A 14,965-nucleotide genomic window follows, 5' to 3' on the forward strand; every position below is an offset into this window, starting at 1 on the left:
CCTGTTTGCTACACTCAGGATACCCGCAGCAACAGCGTCTACTCGCTATGGCCACGCTCACGTTCACCCGCCACCTGGATCGCTACCTCGACTGTCCGCCCCGCAGCTTCGAAGCGGCGACGGTCGCTGAAGCCCTGGAACGGGCCTTCGACGAGAACCAGCGACTGGCGAGCTACATCCTTGACGACCAACGTCACCTGCGCAAAAACATTGCTATTTTTGTGGATGGACACATGATCAGGGACCGCCGTCACCTCAGCGACGCCCTCGCCCCGGATTCCAGTATCTACGTGCTGCAGGCACTGTCCGGGGGCTGAATGCAGCCACCCCGCCCCGTTCTGCACGAACTGACAGGACGCATCCCATGGACCTGACACTTCACATCGGCACTCGCAAGGGGCTCTTCACCGCCCGTCGAGCGGCATCGGGAGACTGGCGGATCCTGCACCCCCCGCACTTTCTCGGCGAGCCGGTCACCATGCTGCTGGCGGACCCGCGCAATGGCGACCGCTACAGCGCGCTGAACCTCGGCCACTTCGGCGTCAAGCTGTTCCGTGCCGACCCGGGCAGCGAGGACTGGCGGGAAATCGCCGTACCCGCCTACCCTGTCGCAACCGACGGCGAAGGCCCCTCGCTGGCGCAGATCTGGGAACTGGTCCCCGGCGGCACCGACCGGCCCGGCAGCCTCTGGGCCGGAACCATCCCCGGCGGGCTGTTCCGCTCCGACGACCGCGGCGACAGCTGGACGCTGGTCGCAAGCCTGTGGCAGCGGCCGGAACGCGAGTTCTGGTTCGGCGGAGGCTACGACGCCGCCGGCATCCACTCGATCTGTGTGCACCCGCGGGACAGTGACCGCTTGAGCCTTGCCATCTCCTGCGGTGGTGTCTGGGAATCCTGCGACGGCGGCCTGAGCTGGTCTCAGACCGGCAAGGGGCTGCGCGCCGCCTTCCTGCCGCCCGAACAGGCCTACGAACCGGTCAGCCAGGACCCTCACCGCATGGTGCGCTGCGCAGCGGCGCCGGAGCGGCTCTGGATCCAGCACCACAACGGCATCTTCCGCTCCGACGACGGGGCACGGAGTTTCGTCGAAATCGAGGACGTGAAGCCGTCGGTATTCGGCTTCGCAGTCGCGGTCCACCCGCAGGATCCGGACACCGCCTGGTTCGTGCCGGCGATCAAGGACGAGTTCCGCATCCCGGTCGACGGCCGCCTGGTTGTAATCCGCACCCGCGACGGCGGCCGAAGTTTCCAGACGCTGAACCGGGGTCTGCCGGCCGGGCCGGCCTACGACCTGGTCTACCGGCACAGCCTGGACGTCGACGCAAGCGGCGAGGTCCTGGCCTTCGGCTCCACCACAGGAGGACTCTGGGTCAGCGAGGATCAGGGGGACAGCTGGCAGTGCCTGTCGGCGCACCTGCCGCCAATCAGTGTGGTGCGCTTCGCGGGCTGTTGAGCAGACGGAGCCGGGGCATTTCGACGCGCCCGGCAGGTAAAAACGGCAAGGCGCCGACCCGAACGCGGCTCCCGCGAGCCTGTTCCGCTGAGGCACCGCCCGGACCCGGTAGGAGGAGGTCTCATCATGCTGCTGACCGTCGCCCACTTCGACTTTCCCTGGGAGGCACAGCTCGCCCGCACCCGCCTGGAGTCCGAAGGCATCGAGGCCTGGGTTGCGGATGAATACACGATTGGCATGCAGTGGCTCTACAGCAACGCGCTAGGCGGGGTTCGCGTTCAGGTGGACGCCGACGACCTCTTTCGCGCTCGCGCCATCCTCTCGGAAGACCGCAGCACCGATGTCGAGGCGCAGATCGGCGCAGACCCGCTGGTATGCCCCTGCTGCGGCAGCACACGAACCCACTACCATGTCCGGGGGCGCCGGGTGGCGTTTCTGATATTCCTCGGTTTCGACTTCCCGCTGTTTCCGGTGCGCCATATCCTGGAGTGCGACGCGTGCGGCGCCGCCAGCCGGCTTTACGGTTGACGCAGGCTAGATTGTGGATCCGGTGCTACGCACCTTGATACACCCTCTCATTCCTATACAAAGACCGTAGGATGGGTGAAGCGAAGCATTGGCACGCCCTCGCCGTTTCCCGCAATTTTCGGGCTTCGTGTAACCCATCTTGCAGAATCGATCCAGCCCAGCGGAATGCGAACTCCTTGATGGGTTACGCCGCGACATGCCGCTGCGCACCGGGCATGGAGTGCCAAGGCGGCTTCACCCATCTACGGCTACTCAGCCATCAAAGCGATAGCCGACGCCGTGCACCGTGACGATGATTTCGGGATTGCGCGGGTCGCGCTCCACTGCCTTGCGCAGCTTGGAGATGTGCTGGTCCAGAGTGCGGCTGCTGGGCAAGTAATGACGGCCCCAGCACTCGTCGAAAAGCTCGTCGCGACTCAGCACCCGGCCGGGGTTGCGGTGCAACAGCTTGAGAATACGCAGGTCCCGCAGGCTCAGGTCGATACGGGAACCATCGCGCTCCGCCCGCAGCTGCGCCGGCCAGATCCGCAGGTCCGCCATGCAAAAGCTGTCCGGCTCGGTCGGCGACGCGCTGCGTTCCAGGCAGCGCCGCACCACCGCGCGGATGCGGGCGACCACCTCACGGCTGCCGAACGGCTTCTTGATGTAGTCATCGGCGCCAAGCTCGAGCCCCAGCACCTGATCGATCTCTTCCGATTTGGCACTGATGAAGATCACCGGCATTTGCTGATCCCGCTGCCGGATACGCCGGCACAGGCTGTAACCGTCGAGGCCTGGCATCATGATATCGAGCAGTGCCAGCTGCGGGCGGCGCTGTTCGTACAATTGCCAGGCGGTCTCGCCGTCGGCCGCTTCCAGGCAGTCATAGCCTTCGGCTTCGAGCAGGTCCCGCAACCCCAGGCGGATGTTGCGGTCGTCTTCGGCGATCAGCACTATCACGGTCGGGTCTCCAGTCTGATTGTAAAGCAGGCACCGCTTTCGCTGGCTTCCAGGGTCAGGTCGCCGCCGTGGGCACGCGCCAGATCCCGCGCCAGGCCCAGTCCGATACCGGTGCCGGATACGCCATCGGTAAGTCGACTGCTGCTGCGGTAGAAGGGCTCGAATATGCGCTGGTGCTCCGTCGCTGCTATACCCGGTCCCCGATCCTGCACTTCCACGCACAGGGCCGAACCCTCCAGCCAGGAGCGCACCCGCAGCAGCCCGCTTTGGGGCGCGTACTTTTCGCAGTTGCCGAGCAGGTTGTTGAGGATCTGCTCCAGCACCGCGGGATCGTACTGCAGTTCGCGCCCGACGCCGGCATCGAAGGCCAGGTCGATCTCCCTCTGCAGCAGCAGCGGGGCGAAGGTCTGCAGGATGCGCTCGATCTGCTCGTCGGGATCGCTGCTCTGCGGCCGGATATTCAGCTGCCCACGCTGCACCCGCGCGAAGCTGAGCACGTTGTCGATCAGCCGTGCCAGCCGGCGGCTCTCGCCGGTGAGCACCTCGAGATAGCGCTGCACACCGCTGTCACTGTCATCCGACAGGCGATCCTGCAGCATCTCGGTATAAAGCCTGAGATTGGTCAGCGGGGTCTTCAACTCGTGCGAGACCTGATTGACGAAGTTCACCCGCTGCTGCGCCAGCCGCAACTCCCGGCCGTGCTCGCGGTATAGCAGATAGCCAAGCCCCGCCAGCCCTGCGGCCAGCAGCAGCAGCGGCACCGCCATATCGAGCCAGTCGGTCGCCGCGCGCTGCAGGCCGGGGGCATGGTATTCCAGGTGCCAGCTGCCCAGCGGATGGCTCAGGTTCCGGCTGCGCAGCGCCGCGCCATCGCCCTGGTAGGCGCCCCAGCCGTACAGCAGTTCACCGCGCCCGCCGAGCAGCCGGATTTCTGCATTACCCAGCTCGCCGCCGCTACCGTCGGGCAGCCGGTTGATCAGATCCGACAGCAGGCGCGCCTCGTTCAAGACGAAGCCCAGGGTACGGCCAGTGTGATCCCGCCACCAGTAGATGTGCATCAGACCGGCATCGACATACCAGGCGATCCATCCGGAAGCCTCCGCCACAGCTGGCTCCGCCTGCGGTGCCGCCGTTGGCACCCGGGGATCCGGGAGGGTGCTGCGATCGACAGCCAGTTCCTGGGCTTCCCGTGACTGCAGTTTTCCGCTGGCAAGGTAGCCACTTCCGGTCGGCACGGGATTCGCCACATGTGGATCGGCGCCTACCGGGTGGAACAGCTCGGAGGAGTCCCACAGCGGCTGCAGCCGTTCGACAAGGCCACGTTCCTCCCGGCTCAGCGCGCCGGCACGGGGCGGAAACAGACGTGCGCCGCTGTCGTCGAGCACGAAAAGCTGCCTGATATAGGCCGAATCCTTGGCGAAACGGCGCAGGGCCTCGGCGGGATAGTCGGGATCGGCCAGGCGATTGAGATCGGCGGCACGCTGGCGCAAAAGACTCTCTAGCTGCCGGAAGTGTCCCTGCAGATGCGCGTCTACCGAGGTCAGTTGCTGGTCGATCAGCTTCTGCAGCTGCACGTCCACCAGCTGCTGCTCCTGCTGCTGCAGGCGGTAGCCGAGGATACCGAGCAGCAGCACCGGGACCATCACCAGCAGAACAAGCAACAGCGGCGCGCGGTATCTCATTCAGCTCCCTGTGAATCGGTGTACGATCTCAATACGTCTGTTGGGTGGCACGCTTGTACTGACGCTCGCGCAATTCCTTGCGCTTGCGGCCCCAGTCCTCTTCGGAGGATAGCTCATCGGCGTCTTTCAGGGCTTCCTGCTCCTGCGCCTCGAGCCGCGGTGAACTCAGTGCATCGGCCTGCTCTCCCAGCAGGGCTGCGCTCTTTTCGAGAATCTGCCGGGCACCCTCGACGTCACCCAGGTCGCGCCGTTCCACCGCTTCGCGACTGTATTCGTTGGCGACCTGCTCCACCGCCGCCTCCAGCGCGGGACGGTCGATCGCCTGCTCGACCTCGGCTTGCGAATCACTGAAGGAAGCCTGCACCCGGCCGCCGAGCCGGGCCGGGCGCTGCGTCGCCAGGCTGGCGTAATCGATCTGCACCTCGGCCAGCTCGAGCCGGGTCCCCGCGGGCTGTGCCGGTACCTCGACCTCGAGAACCAGATACTTTTCCTGCGCACTGTGCAGCTGATTCAGGCGGGTACGCACCCGATCGCCAATCACCTCGCCGTCACGTCCGAGCAACCGCAACGGTCTCACGCCATTCAGGCAACGGATCTCGATGCTCAGATCCTGGGCCACCACCGACATCACATCCCCGAACTCGTACTGGAAGATGCGCGCCAGATCCTGCGCGTTCTCGACAAAGGCGTGATTGCCGTCACTGTAACCGGCCAGCTGAGTCATCAGGTCCTCGTTGTAACCAAGACCCAGGCCGATGGTGGTGACGCTGATTCCTTCGCGCGCCAGCGACTGACCGAGCCGGCCCAGCTCCGACGGCGACTGCGGCCCGACATTGGCGAGGCCGTCGGACAGCAGTATGATGCGGTTGACCTGGTTGCGATCGAGAAACTTGCGCAGCTCCCGAGCCCCCTTGCTGACACCGGCAAAGAGCGCGGTATTGCCGCCCGCCGAGATGCGACGAATCGCCCGGTAGATGGGCTCGGGCTCGAGCAGCCGGGTGGCCGGCACCACCACCTCGACGCGGGAGTCGTAAGTCACCACCGAGACAATATCGCGCTCGTCGAGGCGCCCGATCGCCATGATCGCCGCCTCCCGGGCGTTGGCGATCTTGTCACCGCTCATGGAGCCGGACTTGTCCAGCACGATGGCGACGTTGGCCGCAATGCGCTCGCGCAGACCCGAGCGTTCGAAACCGTCCAGCCCTATCTTGATGAACGCCTTCTGCGGCGCGCCCGCGTCCATCACCGGCGTGGCAAGACTGAGGTCCAGTGTCACGTCCTGGGCGCGAGCCAGCAGCGGCAGCGCAGCCAGCAGTAGCATCGCCGGCAACAGCCAGCGGTAAAACGTAGCGGTTCTGTTCATGGTCCGACTCCCTGTGCTGTGGATCGTTTCCAAGCAGCCGGTTGCCGCTCTGCCTTCACTCTAGGGCCAGGACTCCCGATCCGGGTCAGCCAAACGTCTGGACTTTGTAAAAGTTCTGTAAAAAGCGCTGCCCCGTAATCCGTACGTCTGTTCAATATTCGACCGCTGCCCGGGGTTTATGGTATAAAGCCGCGCATTCCCAAAGGCTCGATTTCAGAGGGCAACACTACCATGGCGATTATCCGCTGGATTCTCGGACGTATCATTCTCATCGTTGATTTTCTGACCACTCCGCGCGGCGTGAAACGCCCCGCCGATCAGCAGGCCGTGCTCGACGCCCAGACCGCCCGGCTGTCGCTGTACCAGTACAAGGCCTGTCCGTTCTGCGTCAAGGTCCGCCGTGCGGCGAAGCGCCAGTCGCTGAAGATCGAAACCCGCGATGCCAAGAACGACCCGCTCTACCGTCAGGAGCTGCAGGACCAGGGCGGCAAGCTGAAAGTGCCGTGCCTGCGCATCGAAAGCGACAACGGCGATATCCAGTGGATGTACGAGTCCGGCGACATCGTTCGCTACCTCGACTCCGTCGCGGCCTGACCCCTGCCCCAATCCGGATATCGAACAGCGCCTCGACAACGCCACCGTCGATTAGATTCTGCAGCTGCCTGCTCGACGGTGGCAGTAAGAGTCCGGCTCCCGGGCGATGCCTGTGCCACACCATGCTGACACGGAGTGTTCGCCTATAGGGGTGTCCCCCTACCTCATCGACTTGCCGACTGGCGCTTTGGGCTTGCGCTCGATGGGTATTGTGTTTCAGGCACCCACTTCGCCCAACGGCTTGCTTCTGTACCACCAGTGAAACAAAAGTCGGCAAAGTAAGAAGTTGATTTGCCGGCTTATTCCAATCAAGTCTCCATATCGCGACATTATTGCGAAAAATATTCTAAGTAAGCCACATATTGTTAAGCGCACGAAAAAACTATAGTCACGGTACCTACCACGGGTTTACAGCCGTTAACCCGAGTGGGGCCCGACTCCCATGATCAAGCCACACCCGCAGTGATGCGGGGCCGGAAAGCCACGGATCTCCCTGAGATGGCCGGGTTGCCTTGAGTTTCGTCGTTGAATATGGACCAACGGCCGCTGTTTGGGGAGCTTCAGGCCCTGCATATGCAGACGCCAAAGAGCAAAGGAATGGTTGGCGATAATAGTCTCGCTCGGGCGGAACATGCACGCCCTAATGAGTAATCCCGCCCTGCTCGATTCCACGACGCCCTCACGGCCTTAGGAAGCAATGCTATCAAGCTCGCAAAAGGCTAGGTAATTATGGAACTCAATAGGTTTGCAGAATCTGCGCAACAGGCCAGTGCGCAGGGAATCAATGCGGTTCTCTCGTCTAAAAGCACCGACTTCAGGGCCGCGGGATTTATGACCTTTATGGCAGTATCCTGCTTGCTGACACCTGTCGCCAATGCCGGAAGCGTCGGCTATAGCCCCGAGGGGGACACGACCCAGACTGTCGAACAAGGAGGCGACTCTCTTCCGTTCACATTCCGCGCCGAATCACCAAAATTGCCGGCGACCGGCAAACCCAAACAGACGCCGTACCAAACCCGGGTGTGCGCAGGCGAGCCAGGCGTAGCAGTCGAGTACATCGCCAAAGACATGAGTTTTTCCTACAGCGACCCCGCAACACTTGAACTCGTGACCATTCCTTTCGATTTCACCGAGTGGCTTTCGCTCGATCCGTTGGTCGAATGCTTCGACGGTCCCCGGGTTGGTGAGCCCGTATCAACGATAGTGTCGGTGCCAACTGACGCCCGTGTCGGCATGTACACCGCCAAACTCGTCGCCAAAGGGCCTATGGGTATTGGCTGGGGAGAAGGCGCCGGCATGCACATAACAGTCAATGTCATCGAACCCACGGCGATCGACTCTACACCGCCGGTTGTGACCATAATCGAACCGGCTCTCGATAACAGCGCCCCACAGAGTTTCACACTCGGAGATCGTATCCCGGTTGACTTCACGGCAGTCGACCTCGAATCGCCCATAACGGCATGGACCGCGACCCTGATGCAGGGGCCGGTCAACCTTTCGAGCCTAATGGTCGAATCGTCTGTCGTGGACGGCATTGAAGCCAGCGGCTTCATCCTGTCAGCAGTGCCTGGAGGCACCGAGACCATTCAAGCCATTGGCCCGTACAGTCTTCAGGCCACAGCCACCAGTGACGGTGGAACCTCAGCTCCGACATCCCGGAGTTTCACCGTCAACTATGCCATGAGCCCAAAAGCTCCAGATCTAACTAGCGGGAGCCTGACTATTAGTAAGAGATTTAACAGTCAAGGCAAATGCACCGGTGGTGATCTGCAGGTGAAATTTTCTGCTTCCGCAGTGCAGCCTGCTGATACCGCGAACACCGACAATTCGCTCGAAGCATTCGTACATGACGAGTCGGTAATCGTTGAAATCCTTGACGAAATTGAAAATACGCTGTTGCTTGAGCGAACATACGGCACCGATAACAAAACACAGGTTACCATCTCTGGCTCAACGGGAGATGCCGACGCTGAATACTTCACCAAAGTGGATCTCTGTAGTACGCCCAATGGTGAATATGCCATCAACGTCTATTTCGATGATCACTCAGGGGAAGCCTACCTTCAGTACACCAAGGCTTTCACGCTGCAGGATTAAAAACAGAAAAAGGGGCCATTGAAACCGGCCCCTTTCTTTATTTCACTGACATCGGCCAAAAGGCGAAGCCCGCCACACTCGCTTACACTACAGGTACCTTAGCTTCGCAACGGACTTCACAGCATGCGACCATACGCCCTCCTGTCCGGTCTGGTACTTACCCTCTGCCTGCTTGATCCAGGCGCGACCCACGCCGGCCTCTCAAACGCACCCGATCACCGCTATACCATCAAGGGGTTCGTGCTGGATGCGCAGGACAACCCCATACCGGACGTCAAGGTCGTGGCGACCGCCAACAATGGCCTGTCAGACCAGCGAGTGACGGACCGGCGTGGCTTCTACAGCCTGAACCTGCACCTCCACAACGAGGATCTGGGCCGCCTTGTCACTGTGCAGGCCGGCACGCAACAGACAAGAATCAAGGTGTCTTTCGACCCGGAGGACACCACCACTAACCGGGAGCACGACCTCAACTTTATCGGCGGCAGTATTTCCGAGCGAGACCTGGGCTTTCGTGGTTTGCCCACCTGGGCGTACGTGGGTGCAGGCCTCGCACTGCTTGGCTTCGCCGCTGCGCGCGTCGCCCGCGTGCACAGGAGACGCAAACGTCGCCTGGCGCGCCAGATGCAGAAAACACAGCATCATACGCGCTCCCGAGCCGGCAGGAAGTCCAGGGCTCGCTGACAACCGGCATCTCGGGGCTTGAGAACGAACGGCGACACGATCCGCACAGCTGCCAGATCGCGCGAATCGAGATACTCGAGGCTACAATATTCCGCGCCGCTATCTGCAAGGGCATAACGCCTCATTTGGGGCTGCGATGCAGCGCCAGAAGCTCCATGGGTGCTTCGAGATCCCGTAATGCCCTTGTCCGCCGAGAGGCGTGGTAATACTCGTTGAAGACCTCGAAATAGGCATCCAGAATGCCGGCGCTGGTGTGGTCACCGATCTGCTCCAGCATGGCGGCCGCCACCTCCGCGGTGCAAAGATGATGTGACTCGACCTGGGTACGAAGATCATAGCGCGTCTGGCGGGTCGTGCGCGGCTCGATCACGGGAACCCGGTCGAGATAACGGCTGTGACGAAACATCCGCCGTGCCTGTCGCCAGGTACCGTCGAGAATGATGAACACCGGCTCCCGGCCGGGCTTCGCCTCGAACTCGACCATGCGATCGGCATAGTCCGGCGCCGATGGAAACACGATATAGGGATCGAACTCGGGGCTACCGAGCCGCTCCAGAAAGCGCTCTTCCGGTTCGGTTCGGCTCCACTCGAAGACTTCGGAGCCGGCGATGGTATCGAGAATCAGGCGACCGGTATTGGTTGGCTTGTACACTTCCTTGCGATGCGTCAGCAACCAGAACCTGGCGCTGGCCTCAACCTCGACACGATAACTGCAGATACAGCGAACAGCCGGCATCAGGCAGCTATCGCAGCGCAGAATATTGGAACCACGGGCAACGAAGGGTTTGCGCGGGTGTAATGGCTTGGCAGTCATGGTCAGGGGTAGCCTGCGCCCCGAATGTCGACCGGACCGGGAACGCGATCTAGGGATGTAGCGGGCCGCTCCGGTGCCCGCCGCTCTGGTCGGGGCACTATAGGGAGGCGCCCTCAGGCTGTCAATGCAGTTACTGCAGCCTTGGCGTCGGCTCGTTGGGTGTACCGAAAAGCATTTTCGGCGCACCCCAGTCCAGTACCTGGCAACCGCGATGAAGCAAGTGTATCACCTGGTGCAGCTCGGCATAATTGAGCACGCTGGTAGCAACCGCACCATCACCCTCTCCTGCGAAAAAACTGAGCAGATACCGGCCGTCCCTGAAGCTCGCATCGAGCCGGTGCAGCAACAAAGCCTTGTCGCGTGTTTCGAGCGGTGCTTCCTGTACCTTCATCGCCTGTCGGGCCTGCTCGTGCTCGAACTGGGCCATGGCTTCACGGTGTTCGCTGGGACTGTTACTGACACGCTCCGAGGTCTTGCTGACCAGCTGATCCGAAGCTGACAGTATCCGCAGACAAAGCCTGCGCGTTACCCAGAAGTCGATTCTGGGCTGGCCATTGTTGAGATTCCCGATCAGTCGAATCCGGTCTTCGTGCTGATCGTACTGGAAGGTAAACGAGGCAATATGCAACATCCTTTCACCCTACTCCGTTCCCTGACAAAGGGTCAACGCCGCATTCGCCACACCCGGGCCTCTTGCAGTAACAGCGTCTAGACTTCTAGGGAGCCTGCGAACAAGTTCCATTTGGCCTCTGCGGACCCTGAAGCGTGCAGATGCAAGGCGCAGTGCGCAGGGAATGGCCGTAGTCCTTTTCAAGCACTGCAACGCGGCAGATGCATGCTTCAGGGCCCGCCCTTCGGGGCTTTCGGCGCGAACCGGACTCTTTGTTGCCGCTTCTCGACAGGCCACCAGCATGCCTTCGAAACGGCGCCTCGATTCCGGCTCGCGCTGAAAGCCAGAGCCTCATTGGGACTTATTCGCAGGCTCCCTAGAGCCTGACAGGAGCCACCACCATGAGCAAGCATTCCCTTATCCCCGGTGCGGTTTTTCCCGCGTTCGATCTGCCCACCATCGATCACGGCACGGTAACAATCGGCGCGCCGGCGAAGGAATGGGAGCTGCTGATTGTCTATCGAGGCAAACACTGCCCGCTATGCCGCCGTTATATCGACACGCTGCACGAGCTGCTACCCCATTTTCGTGAGCGTGAGGTTCGCGTCATCGCAATATCGGCAGACAGCGAGGAGAAGGCGGTCGCCTTTACCCGGGAGGGCGGCTATCACCAGCTGGTGGTCGGCTATGAACTGTCGATCGAGCAGATGCACAGACTTGGCCTGTACATTTCCGAGCCGAGAAGCCCGGAAGAAACCGACCGCCCGTTCGCCGAGCCCGCGCTTTTTCTGATTCGACCCGACCGGCGGATACAGGCGATCGAAGTGTCGAATGCTCCCTTCCTGAGACCCGACCTCGGGCTGGTGCTCAACGGCATCCGATTCGTTCAGGATAATGACTATCCTATTCGGGGACGCTTCGAAGCCTATCCGCTTTGAGTGGCGGCGGCTACCGAGGGGGTGCGGCGAGGCTCACCCACCCGTCATGTTCATGAAGCGAACGATCTGGACATCGCCATCACTGCTGAAGTGGTGGCGTTCCGGCTTCTTCTGGATAGCGTGGACAATCGTCTCCTTGAGACGATCGATATCACCAGGATAGCGGCGCAGCAGGGCCTTGAGATCCACCGCATCTTCATTGCCAAGGCACAGCAGCAGTTTACCTTCAACCGTGACCCGCACGCGATTGCAGTCGCCGCAGAAGTTATGGCTGTGCGGCGAAATGAAACCGATCCGGCTGTCGCTGTCGGCCATCCGCCAGTAGCGGGAGGGGCCGCCGGTCGTTTCGGTGGTTTGCAGCAGTGGATAGACATCCTCGATCAGGGAGCGAACATCGTCGCTGGAGCAATAGGTAGCGCCCCGGTCATGCTCAGAAATGTGGCCCAGAGGCATCTCTTCGATAAAGCTGATATCCAGGTTCCGCTCGCGGGCGAAATTGACCAGGTTCAGTACCTCGTCATCGTTGCGCCCCTTGAGTACCACGGCGTTGAGCTTGATACGCTGAAATCCGGCTTCCCGCGCGGCGTCGATTCCATCCACGACCTGGCTCAGCCGACCTGTGCGAGTCAGTTCCTTGAAGCGGTCTTCGCGAAGCGTATCGAGACTGATATTGAGGCGATTGACGCCGGCATCCTTCAAAGGAGCGGCATAGCGACGCAACTGGGAGCCGTTGGTGGTAACGCAGAAGTCACGCAGCCCCGGCAGTCGCCCAATGCCCTCGAACAGGGTCGTTACATCACGACGAACCAGCGGCTCACCGCCGGTCAGGCGGATCTTGGTCACACCAAGCTCGGTAAATGCACGGGCAATCGCCTGAATTTCTTCCAGTGAAAGCACCTGCTGGCGCGGCAGGAAGGTCATGTCTTCAGCCATGCAGTAAACACAGCGGAAGTCGCAGCGGTCCGTCACCGACATGCGTACATAGGTGATCTGGCGTCCAAATGGATCGATAAGCTGCTCGCTCGCCACCTGATACCTCACTCTTTTATTCTGTCTTCGGCCGGCCTTGAGTTACGCCAGCATCGGTTCACGATACCACGTTGTATACACTTTGTCCGACACCAAAACGACAGTGTAGCGACATCTTTGCATCCGAAGGCGACACACCCCGGAAAATAAACTCAAAAGACCACATCACTGCGCGCCTCAGGCTAGCCAGCGCTCAATTACGCCCGTACTTATCCTCGAAGCGCACGATATCGTCCTCGCCAAGATAGGACCCCGATTGCACTTCAATCAGCTCAAGCGGAATCTTTCCCGGATTCTCCAGCGAGTGCACGACTCCAACAGGAATGTAGGTAGACTCGTTCTCGGTCAGCAGTATGGCTTCTTCGTCGCGACGCACAAGCGCCGTTCCGGACACCACGATCCAGTGCTCTGCCCGGTGATGATGCATCTGAACCGACAGTTTGGCGCCGGGGTTAACGGTGATCCGTTTCACCTGATAACGCCCGCCCTGATCGATAGAGTCGTACCGGCCCCAGGGGCGATAGACCTCCCGGCTTCTGGCATATTCAGTACGCCCCTGCGACCTGAGTTCGTCGACGACGCCCTTCACCTCCTGTGCCCGCTGCTTGTCAGCCACGAGGACTGCATCCGGTGTTTCGACAACCACCATGTCTTTCAGTCCGATGGTTACGACCAGCCGGCTACATGCATGAACCATGGACCCCGTCGTGTCCTGGCTCATTACATCGCCATGCACGGCGTTACCAACGGAGTCCTTTCGACAAAGCTGCCAAAGTGACGACCAGGAGCCGACATCGCTCCAACCGGTATCGAGTGGCACCATCACCGCATTGCGCGTTTTCTCCATCACCGCAAAGTCGATGGACTCGCTCGGGCATTCAACGAACGCCGGTTGATTGATACGCAAAAAGTCCAGATCTTCGTAGGTTTCCACCATGGCTCTGCGACAGGCCTCCATGATATCGGGGCGGAAGCGCTCCAGCTCTTCGAGATAGCGGCTGGCTCTGAACAGGAATATGCCGCTGTTCCAGTAATAGTCGCCGCTGCTGAGATACGTCCGGGCCCGTTTCAGATCCGGCTTCTCGACGAATTCCGCCACCCGGTATCCGGCGCCCCTCGGAGCTCCTCGACGAATATAGCCGTAACCCGTTTCCGCCGCGTTCGCGACTATACCGAACGTCACCAGATCACCCTCTTCCGCCAGCGGACGCGCCACCTCGACCTGCTTCCGGAACTGCTCCTCGTCCTCAATAGCGTGGTCGGCCGCCAGTACCAGCAGCAGCGGATCTTCGCCGTCACAACATGCCCGCAAGGCAGCAAGCGCAATTGCCGGTGCAGTGTTGCGACCAGCAGGCTCAAGCAGAATTTCGGCCTTTTGCCCGACACCCCGAAGCTGCTCCGCCACGATAAACCGATGCTCTTCGTTACAGATCACCATAGGACGCTGGTCCGACAGCTCTCGCACCCGATGCAACGTGGCCTGCAACATGGTTTGAGTTTCGGCCAGCGACAGAAATTGCTTCGGATACAGTTCTCGGGAAAGAGGCCACAGACGCGAACCGGAACCGCCTGCCATGATTACCGTTTTCATCAACATATCTCTGGACATGTAAATGAGCATTATAAAGTCTGGAGCAGCGTATCGCCGCGAAGGGAGCTGGCAGAGAAGTAACGAAGTGCCAGCCGGATGCGCAGTGTCGGTAGCGGTTAAGCTTCGCTAGAAAAGCACCTTTTAGGACTTTTTCCTATGGCGATCTCATCAGGGTCGACCATACTGGGACCTGCGCGAGGGTTCAGAAGGAACTGATGGCGGCGGATGATCGCCAGCACCGGCACGGAAGCCAGCAACACCGCACCCGGCGCAGATGCCCCCAAAGCCACGGATGGTGCGGGGGCTCTTACCCTCCCGAGCAATGCACTCCTCTCCTTGGCCCTTCAGACTCGAAAGAGCTCAAGGTGTGGTTAGTACACCGCTTACGATGGGATCAGCTGCACCCTGGACAGGTCTACCGGTTCTTGCGACTGCACCCGGCCCAAAGCGAAAAAACCCGGCCTCATCGAGACCGGGGTTTCCGTAATTAAATGCTTGGCGCCTCGGGCTGCGCCCGAGCCATGCTGCGGGCGATGCACGCCGCAGCCGTCGGCGATACCGCGTTTCACTACTGGGCGCCGGCGGCGGATAAAGAGCGGATGGGATCAGGTGGTTCCACAGCTCTATGGTCGCCATAGCA

At 61.0% G+C, this 14,965-nt stretch carries 14 protein-coding genes and 1 riboswitch; of the genes, 7 read left to right on the top strand and 7 right to left on the bottom strand.

The window, feature by feature from the left end:
• The first annotated feature begins 47 nt into the window (after positions 1-47).
• The 3 genes from IEX85_RS21485 to IEX85_RS21495 all read left to right on the top strand — a co-directional run bounded on the left by IEX85_RS21485 (position 48) and on the right by IEX85_RS21495 (position 1,981).
• Positions 48-317 carry a MoaD/ThiS family protein gene (locus IEX85_RS21485; protein WP_188862686.1) on the top strand — a complete coding sequence of 90 codons (270 nt, stop codon included), beginning with the start codon at positions 48-50 and terminating at the stop codon, positions 315-317.
• Between the two features lie 47 nt (positions 318-364).
• Positions 365-1,453, top strand: coding sequence for a WD40/YVTN/BNR-like repeat-containing protein (locus IEX85_RS21490; RefSeq protein ID WP_188862687.1), 1,089 nt, complete (start codon positions 365-367; stop codon positions 1,451-1,453).
• Positions 1,454-1,579: 126 nt separating this feature from the next.
• Positions 1,580-1,981 carry a putative signal transducing protein gene (locus tag IEX85_RS21495; RefSeq protein ID WP_188862688.1) on the top strand — a complete coding sequence of 134 codons (402 nt, stop codon included), beginning with the start codon at positions 1,580-1,582 and terminating at the stop codon, positions 1,979-1,981.
• A 252-nt stretch (positions 1,982-2,233) separates the two neighbouring features.
• Here IEX85_RS21495 and IEX85_RS21500 read toward each other — a convergent pair whose 3' ends face one another.
• The 3 genes from IEX85_RS21500 to IEX85_RS21510 are packed head-to-tail and all read right to left on the bottom strand — an operon-like array spanning position 2,234 to position 5,965.
• The gene (locus IEX85_RS21500; RefSeq protein ID WP_188862689.1) at positions 2,234-2,920 is read right to left on the bottom strand and encodes a response regulator transcription factor; all 687 of its coding nucleotides are present in this window, start codon (positions 2,918-2,920) and stop codon (positions 2,234-2,236) included.
• Positions 2,917-4,602, bottom strand: coding sequence for a sensor histidine kinase (locus IEX85_RS21505; RefSeq protein WP_188862690.1), 1,686 nt, complete (start codon positions 4,600-4,602; stop codon positions 2,917-2,919). The genes IEX85_RS21500 and IEX85_RS21505 overlap by 4 nt, the downstream gene beginning before the upstream one ends.
• A 28-nt stretch (positions 4,603-4,630) precedes the next feature.
• Entirely contained in the window at positions 4,631-5,965 is a 1,335-nt protein-coding gene (locus tag IEX85_RS21510; protein WP_188862691.1) for a vWA domain-containing protein, read from the bottom strand.
• Positions 5,966-6,196: 231 nt separating this feature from the next.
• Here IEX85_RS21510 and IEX85_RS21515 point away from each other — a divergent pair, with 231 nt between their 5' ends.
• The 3 genes from IEX85_RS21515 (at position 6,197) to IEX85_RS21525 (ending at position 9,343) form a co-directional block, all read left to right on the top strand.
• Positions 6,197-6,559: a glutaredoxin family protein gene (locus IEX85_RS21515; RefSeq protein WP_188862692.1), complete on the top strand. Its 363-nt coding sequence runs from the start codon at positions 6,197-6,199 to the stop codon at positions 6,557-6,559.
• 440 nt (positions 6,560-6,999) lie between these two features.
• Positions 7,000-7,074, top strand: a riboswitch (cyclic di-GMP riboswitch).
• Positions 7,075-7,288: 214 nt separating this feature from the next.
• Positions 7,289-8,659: a hypothetical protein gene (locus tag IEX85_RS21520; protein WP_188862693.1), complete on the top strand. Its 1,371-nt coding sequence runs from the start codon at positions 7,289-7,291 to the stop codon at positions 8,657-8,659.
• A 123-nt stretch (positions 8,660-8,782) separates the two neighbouring features.
• Positions 8,783-9,343 carry a carboxypeptidase-like regulatory domain-containing protein gene (locus tag IEX85_RS21525; RefSeq protein ID WP_188862694.1) on the top strand — a complete coding sequence of 187 codons (561 nt, stop codon included), beginning with the start codon at positions 8,783-8,785 and terminating at the stop codon, positions 9,341-9,343.
• 121 nt (positions 9,344-9,464) lie between these two features.
• Here IEX85_RS21525 and IEX85_RS21530 read toward each other — a convergent pair whose 3' ends face one another.
• Positions 9,465-10,157, bottom strand: coding sequence for a tRNA-uridine aminocarboxypropyltransferase (locus IEX85_RS21530; RefSeq protein ID WP_229722052.1), 693 nt, complete (start codon positions 10,155-10,157; stop codon positions 9,465-9,467).
• Positions 10,158-10,287: 130 nt separating this feature from the next.
• On the bottom strand, positions 10,288-10,788 hold the full coding sequence (locus IEX85_RS21535) for a hypothetical protein (RefSeq protein WP_188862695.1): 501 nt from the start codon (positions 10,786-10,788) through the stop codon (positions 10,288-10,290).
• Between the two features lie 380 nt (positions 10,789-11,168).
• Here IEX85_RS21535 and IEX85_RS21540 point away from each other — a divergent pair, with 380 nt between their 5' ends.
• On the top strand, positions 11,169-11,705 hold the full coding sequence (locus IEX85_RS21540) for a peroxiredoxin-like family protein (RefSeq protein WP_188862696.1): 537 nt from the start codon (positions 11,169-11,171) through the stop codon (positions 11,703-11,705).
• Positions 11,706-11,738: 33 nt separating this feature from the next.
• Here the strand turns inward: IEX85_RS21540 and moaA are convergent, their stop codons facing one another.
• Both moaA and IEX85_RS21550 read right to left on the bottom strand, forming a co-directional pair.
• On the bottom strand, positions 11,739-12,734 hold the full coding sequence (gene moaA / locus IEX85_RS21545; protein ID WP_188862697.1) for a GTP 3',8-cyclase MoaA: 996 nt from the start codon (positions 12,732-12,734) through the stop codon (positions 11,739-11,741).
• 193 nt (positions 12,735-12,927) lie between these two features.
• On the bottom strand, positions 12,928-14,325 hold the full coding sequence (locus IEX85_RS21550) for a mannose-1-phosphate guanylyltransferase/mannose-6-phosphate isomerase (RefSeq protein WP_188862698.1): 1,398 nt from the start codon (positions 14,323-14,325) through the stop codon (positions 12,928-12,930).
• Between the last annotated feature and the right edge of the window lie 640 nt (positions 14,326-14,965).

The organism is Marinobacterium nitratireducens, assembly GCF_014645375.1.
Classification (GTDB): Bacteria; Pseudomonadota; Gammaproteobacteria; order Pseudomonadales; family Balneatricaceae; genus Marinobacterium_A; species Marinobacterium_A nitratireducens.

Bases quoted from the DNA above. Each gene is read 5' to 3' on its own strand.
- IEX85_RS21495 (WP_188862688.1), top strand. From the start codon at position 1,580: ATGCTGCTGACCGTCGCCCACTTCGACTTTCCCTGGGAGGCACAGCTC.
- IEX85_RS21490 (WP_188862687.1), top strand. From the start codon at position 365: ATGGACCTGACACTTCACATCGGCACTCGCAAGGGGCTCTTCACCGCC.
- IEX85_RS21540 (WP_188862696.1), top strand. From the start codon at position 11,169: ATGAGCAAGCATTCCCTTATCCCCGGTGCGGTTTTTCCCGCGTTCGAT.
- IEX85_RS21510 (WP_188862691.1), bottom strand. From the start codon at position 5,965: ATGAACAGAACCGCTACGTTTTACCGCTGGCTGTTGCCGGCGATGCTA.
- IEX85_RS21520 (WP_188862693.1), top strand. From the start codon at position 7,289: ATGGAACTCAATAGGTTTGCAGAATCTGCGCAACAGGCCAGTGCGCAG.
- IEX85_RS21485 (WP_188862686.1), top strand. From the start codon at position 48: ATGGCCACGCTCACGTTCACCCGCCACCTGGATCGCTACCTCGACTGT.
- IEX85_RS21530 (WP_229722052.1), bottom strand. From the start codon at position 10,157: ATGACTGCCAAGCCATTACACCCGCGCAAACCCTTCGTTGCCCGTGGT.
- IEX85_RS21525 (WP_188862694.1), top strand. From the start codon at position 8,783: ATGCGACCATACGCCCTCCTGTCCGGTCTGGTACTTACCCTCTGCCTG.
- IEX85_RS21535 (WP_188862695.1), bottom strand. From the start codon at position 10,788: ATGTTGCATATTGCCTCGTTTACCTTCCAGTACGATCAGCACGAAGAC.
- IEX85_RS21505 (WP_188862690.1), bottom strand. From the start codon at position 4,602: ATGAGATACCGCGCGCCGCTGTTGCTTGTTCTGCTGGTGATGGTCCCG.
- IEX85_RS21550 (WP_188862698.1), bottom strand. From the start codon at position 14,325: ATGAAAACGGTAATCATGGCAGGCGGTTCCGGTTCGCGTCTGTGGCCT.
- IEX85_RS21515 (WP_188862692.1), top strand. From the start codon at position 6,197: ATGGCGATTATCCGCTGGATTCTCGGACGTATCATTCTCATCGTTGAT.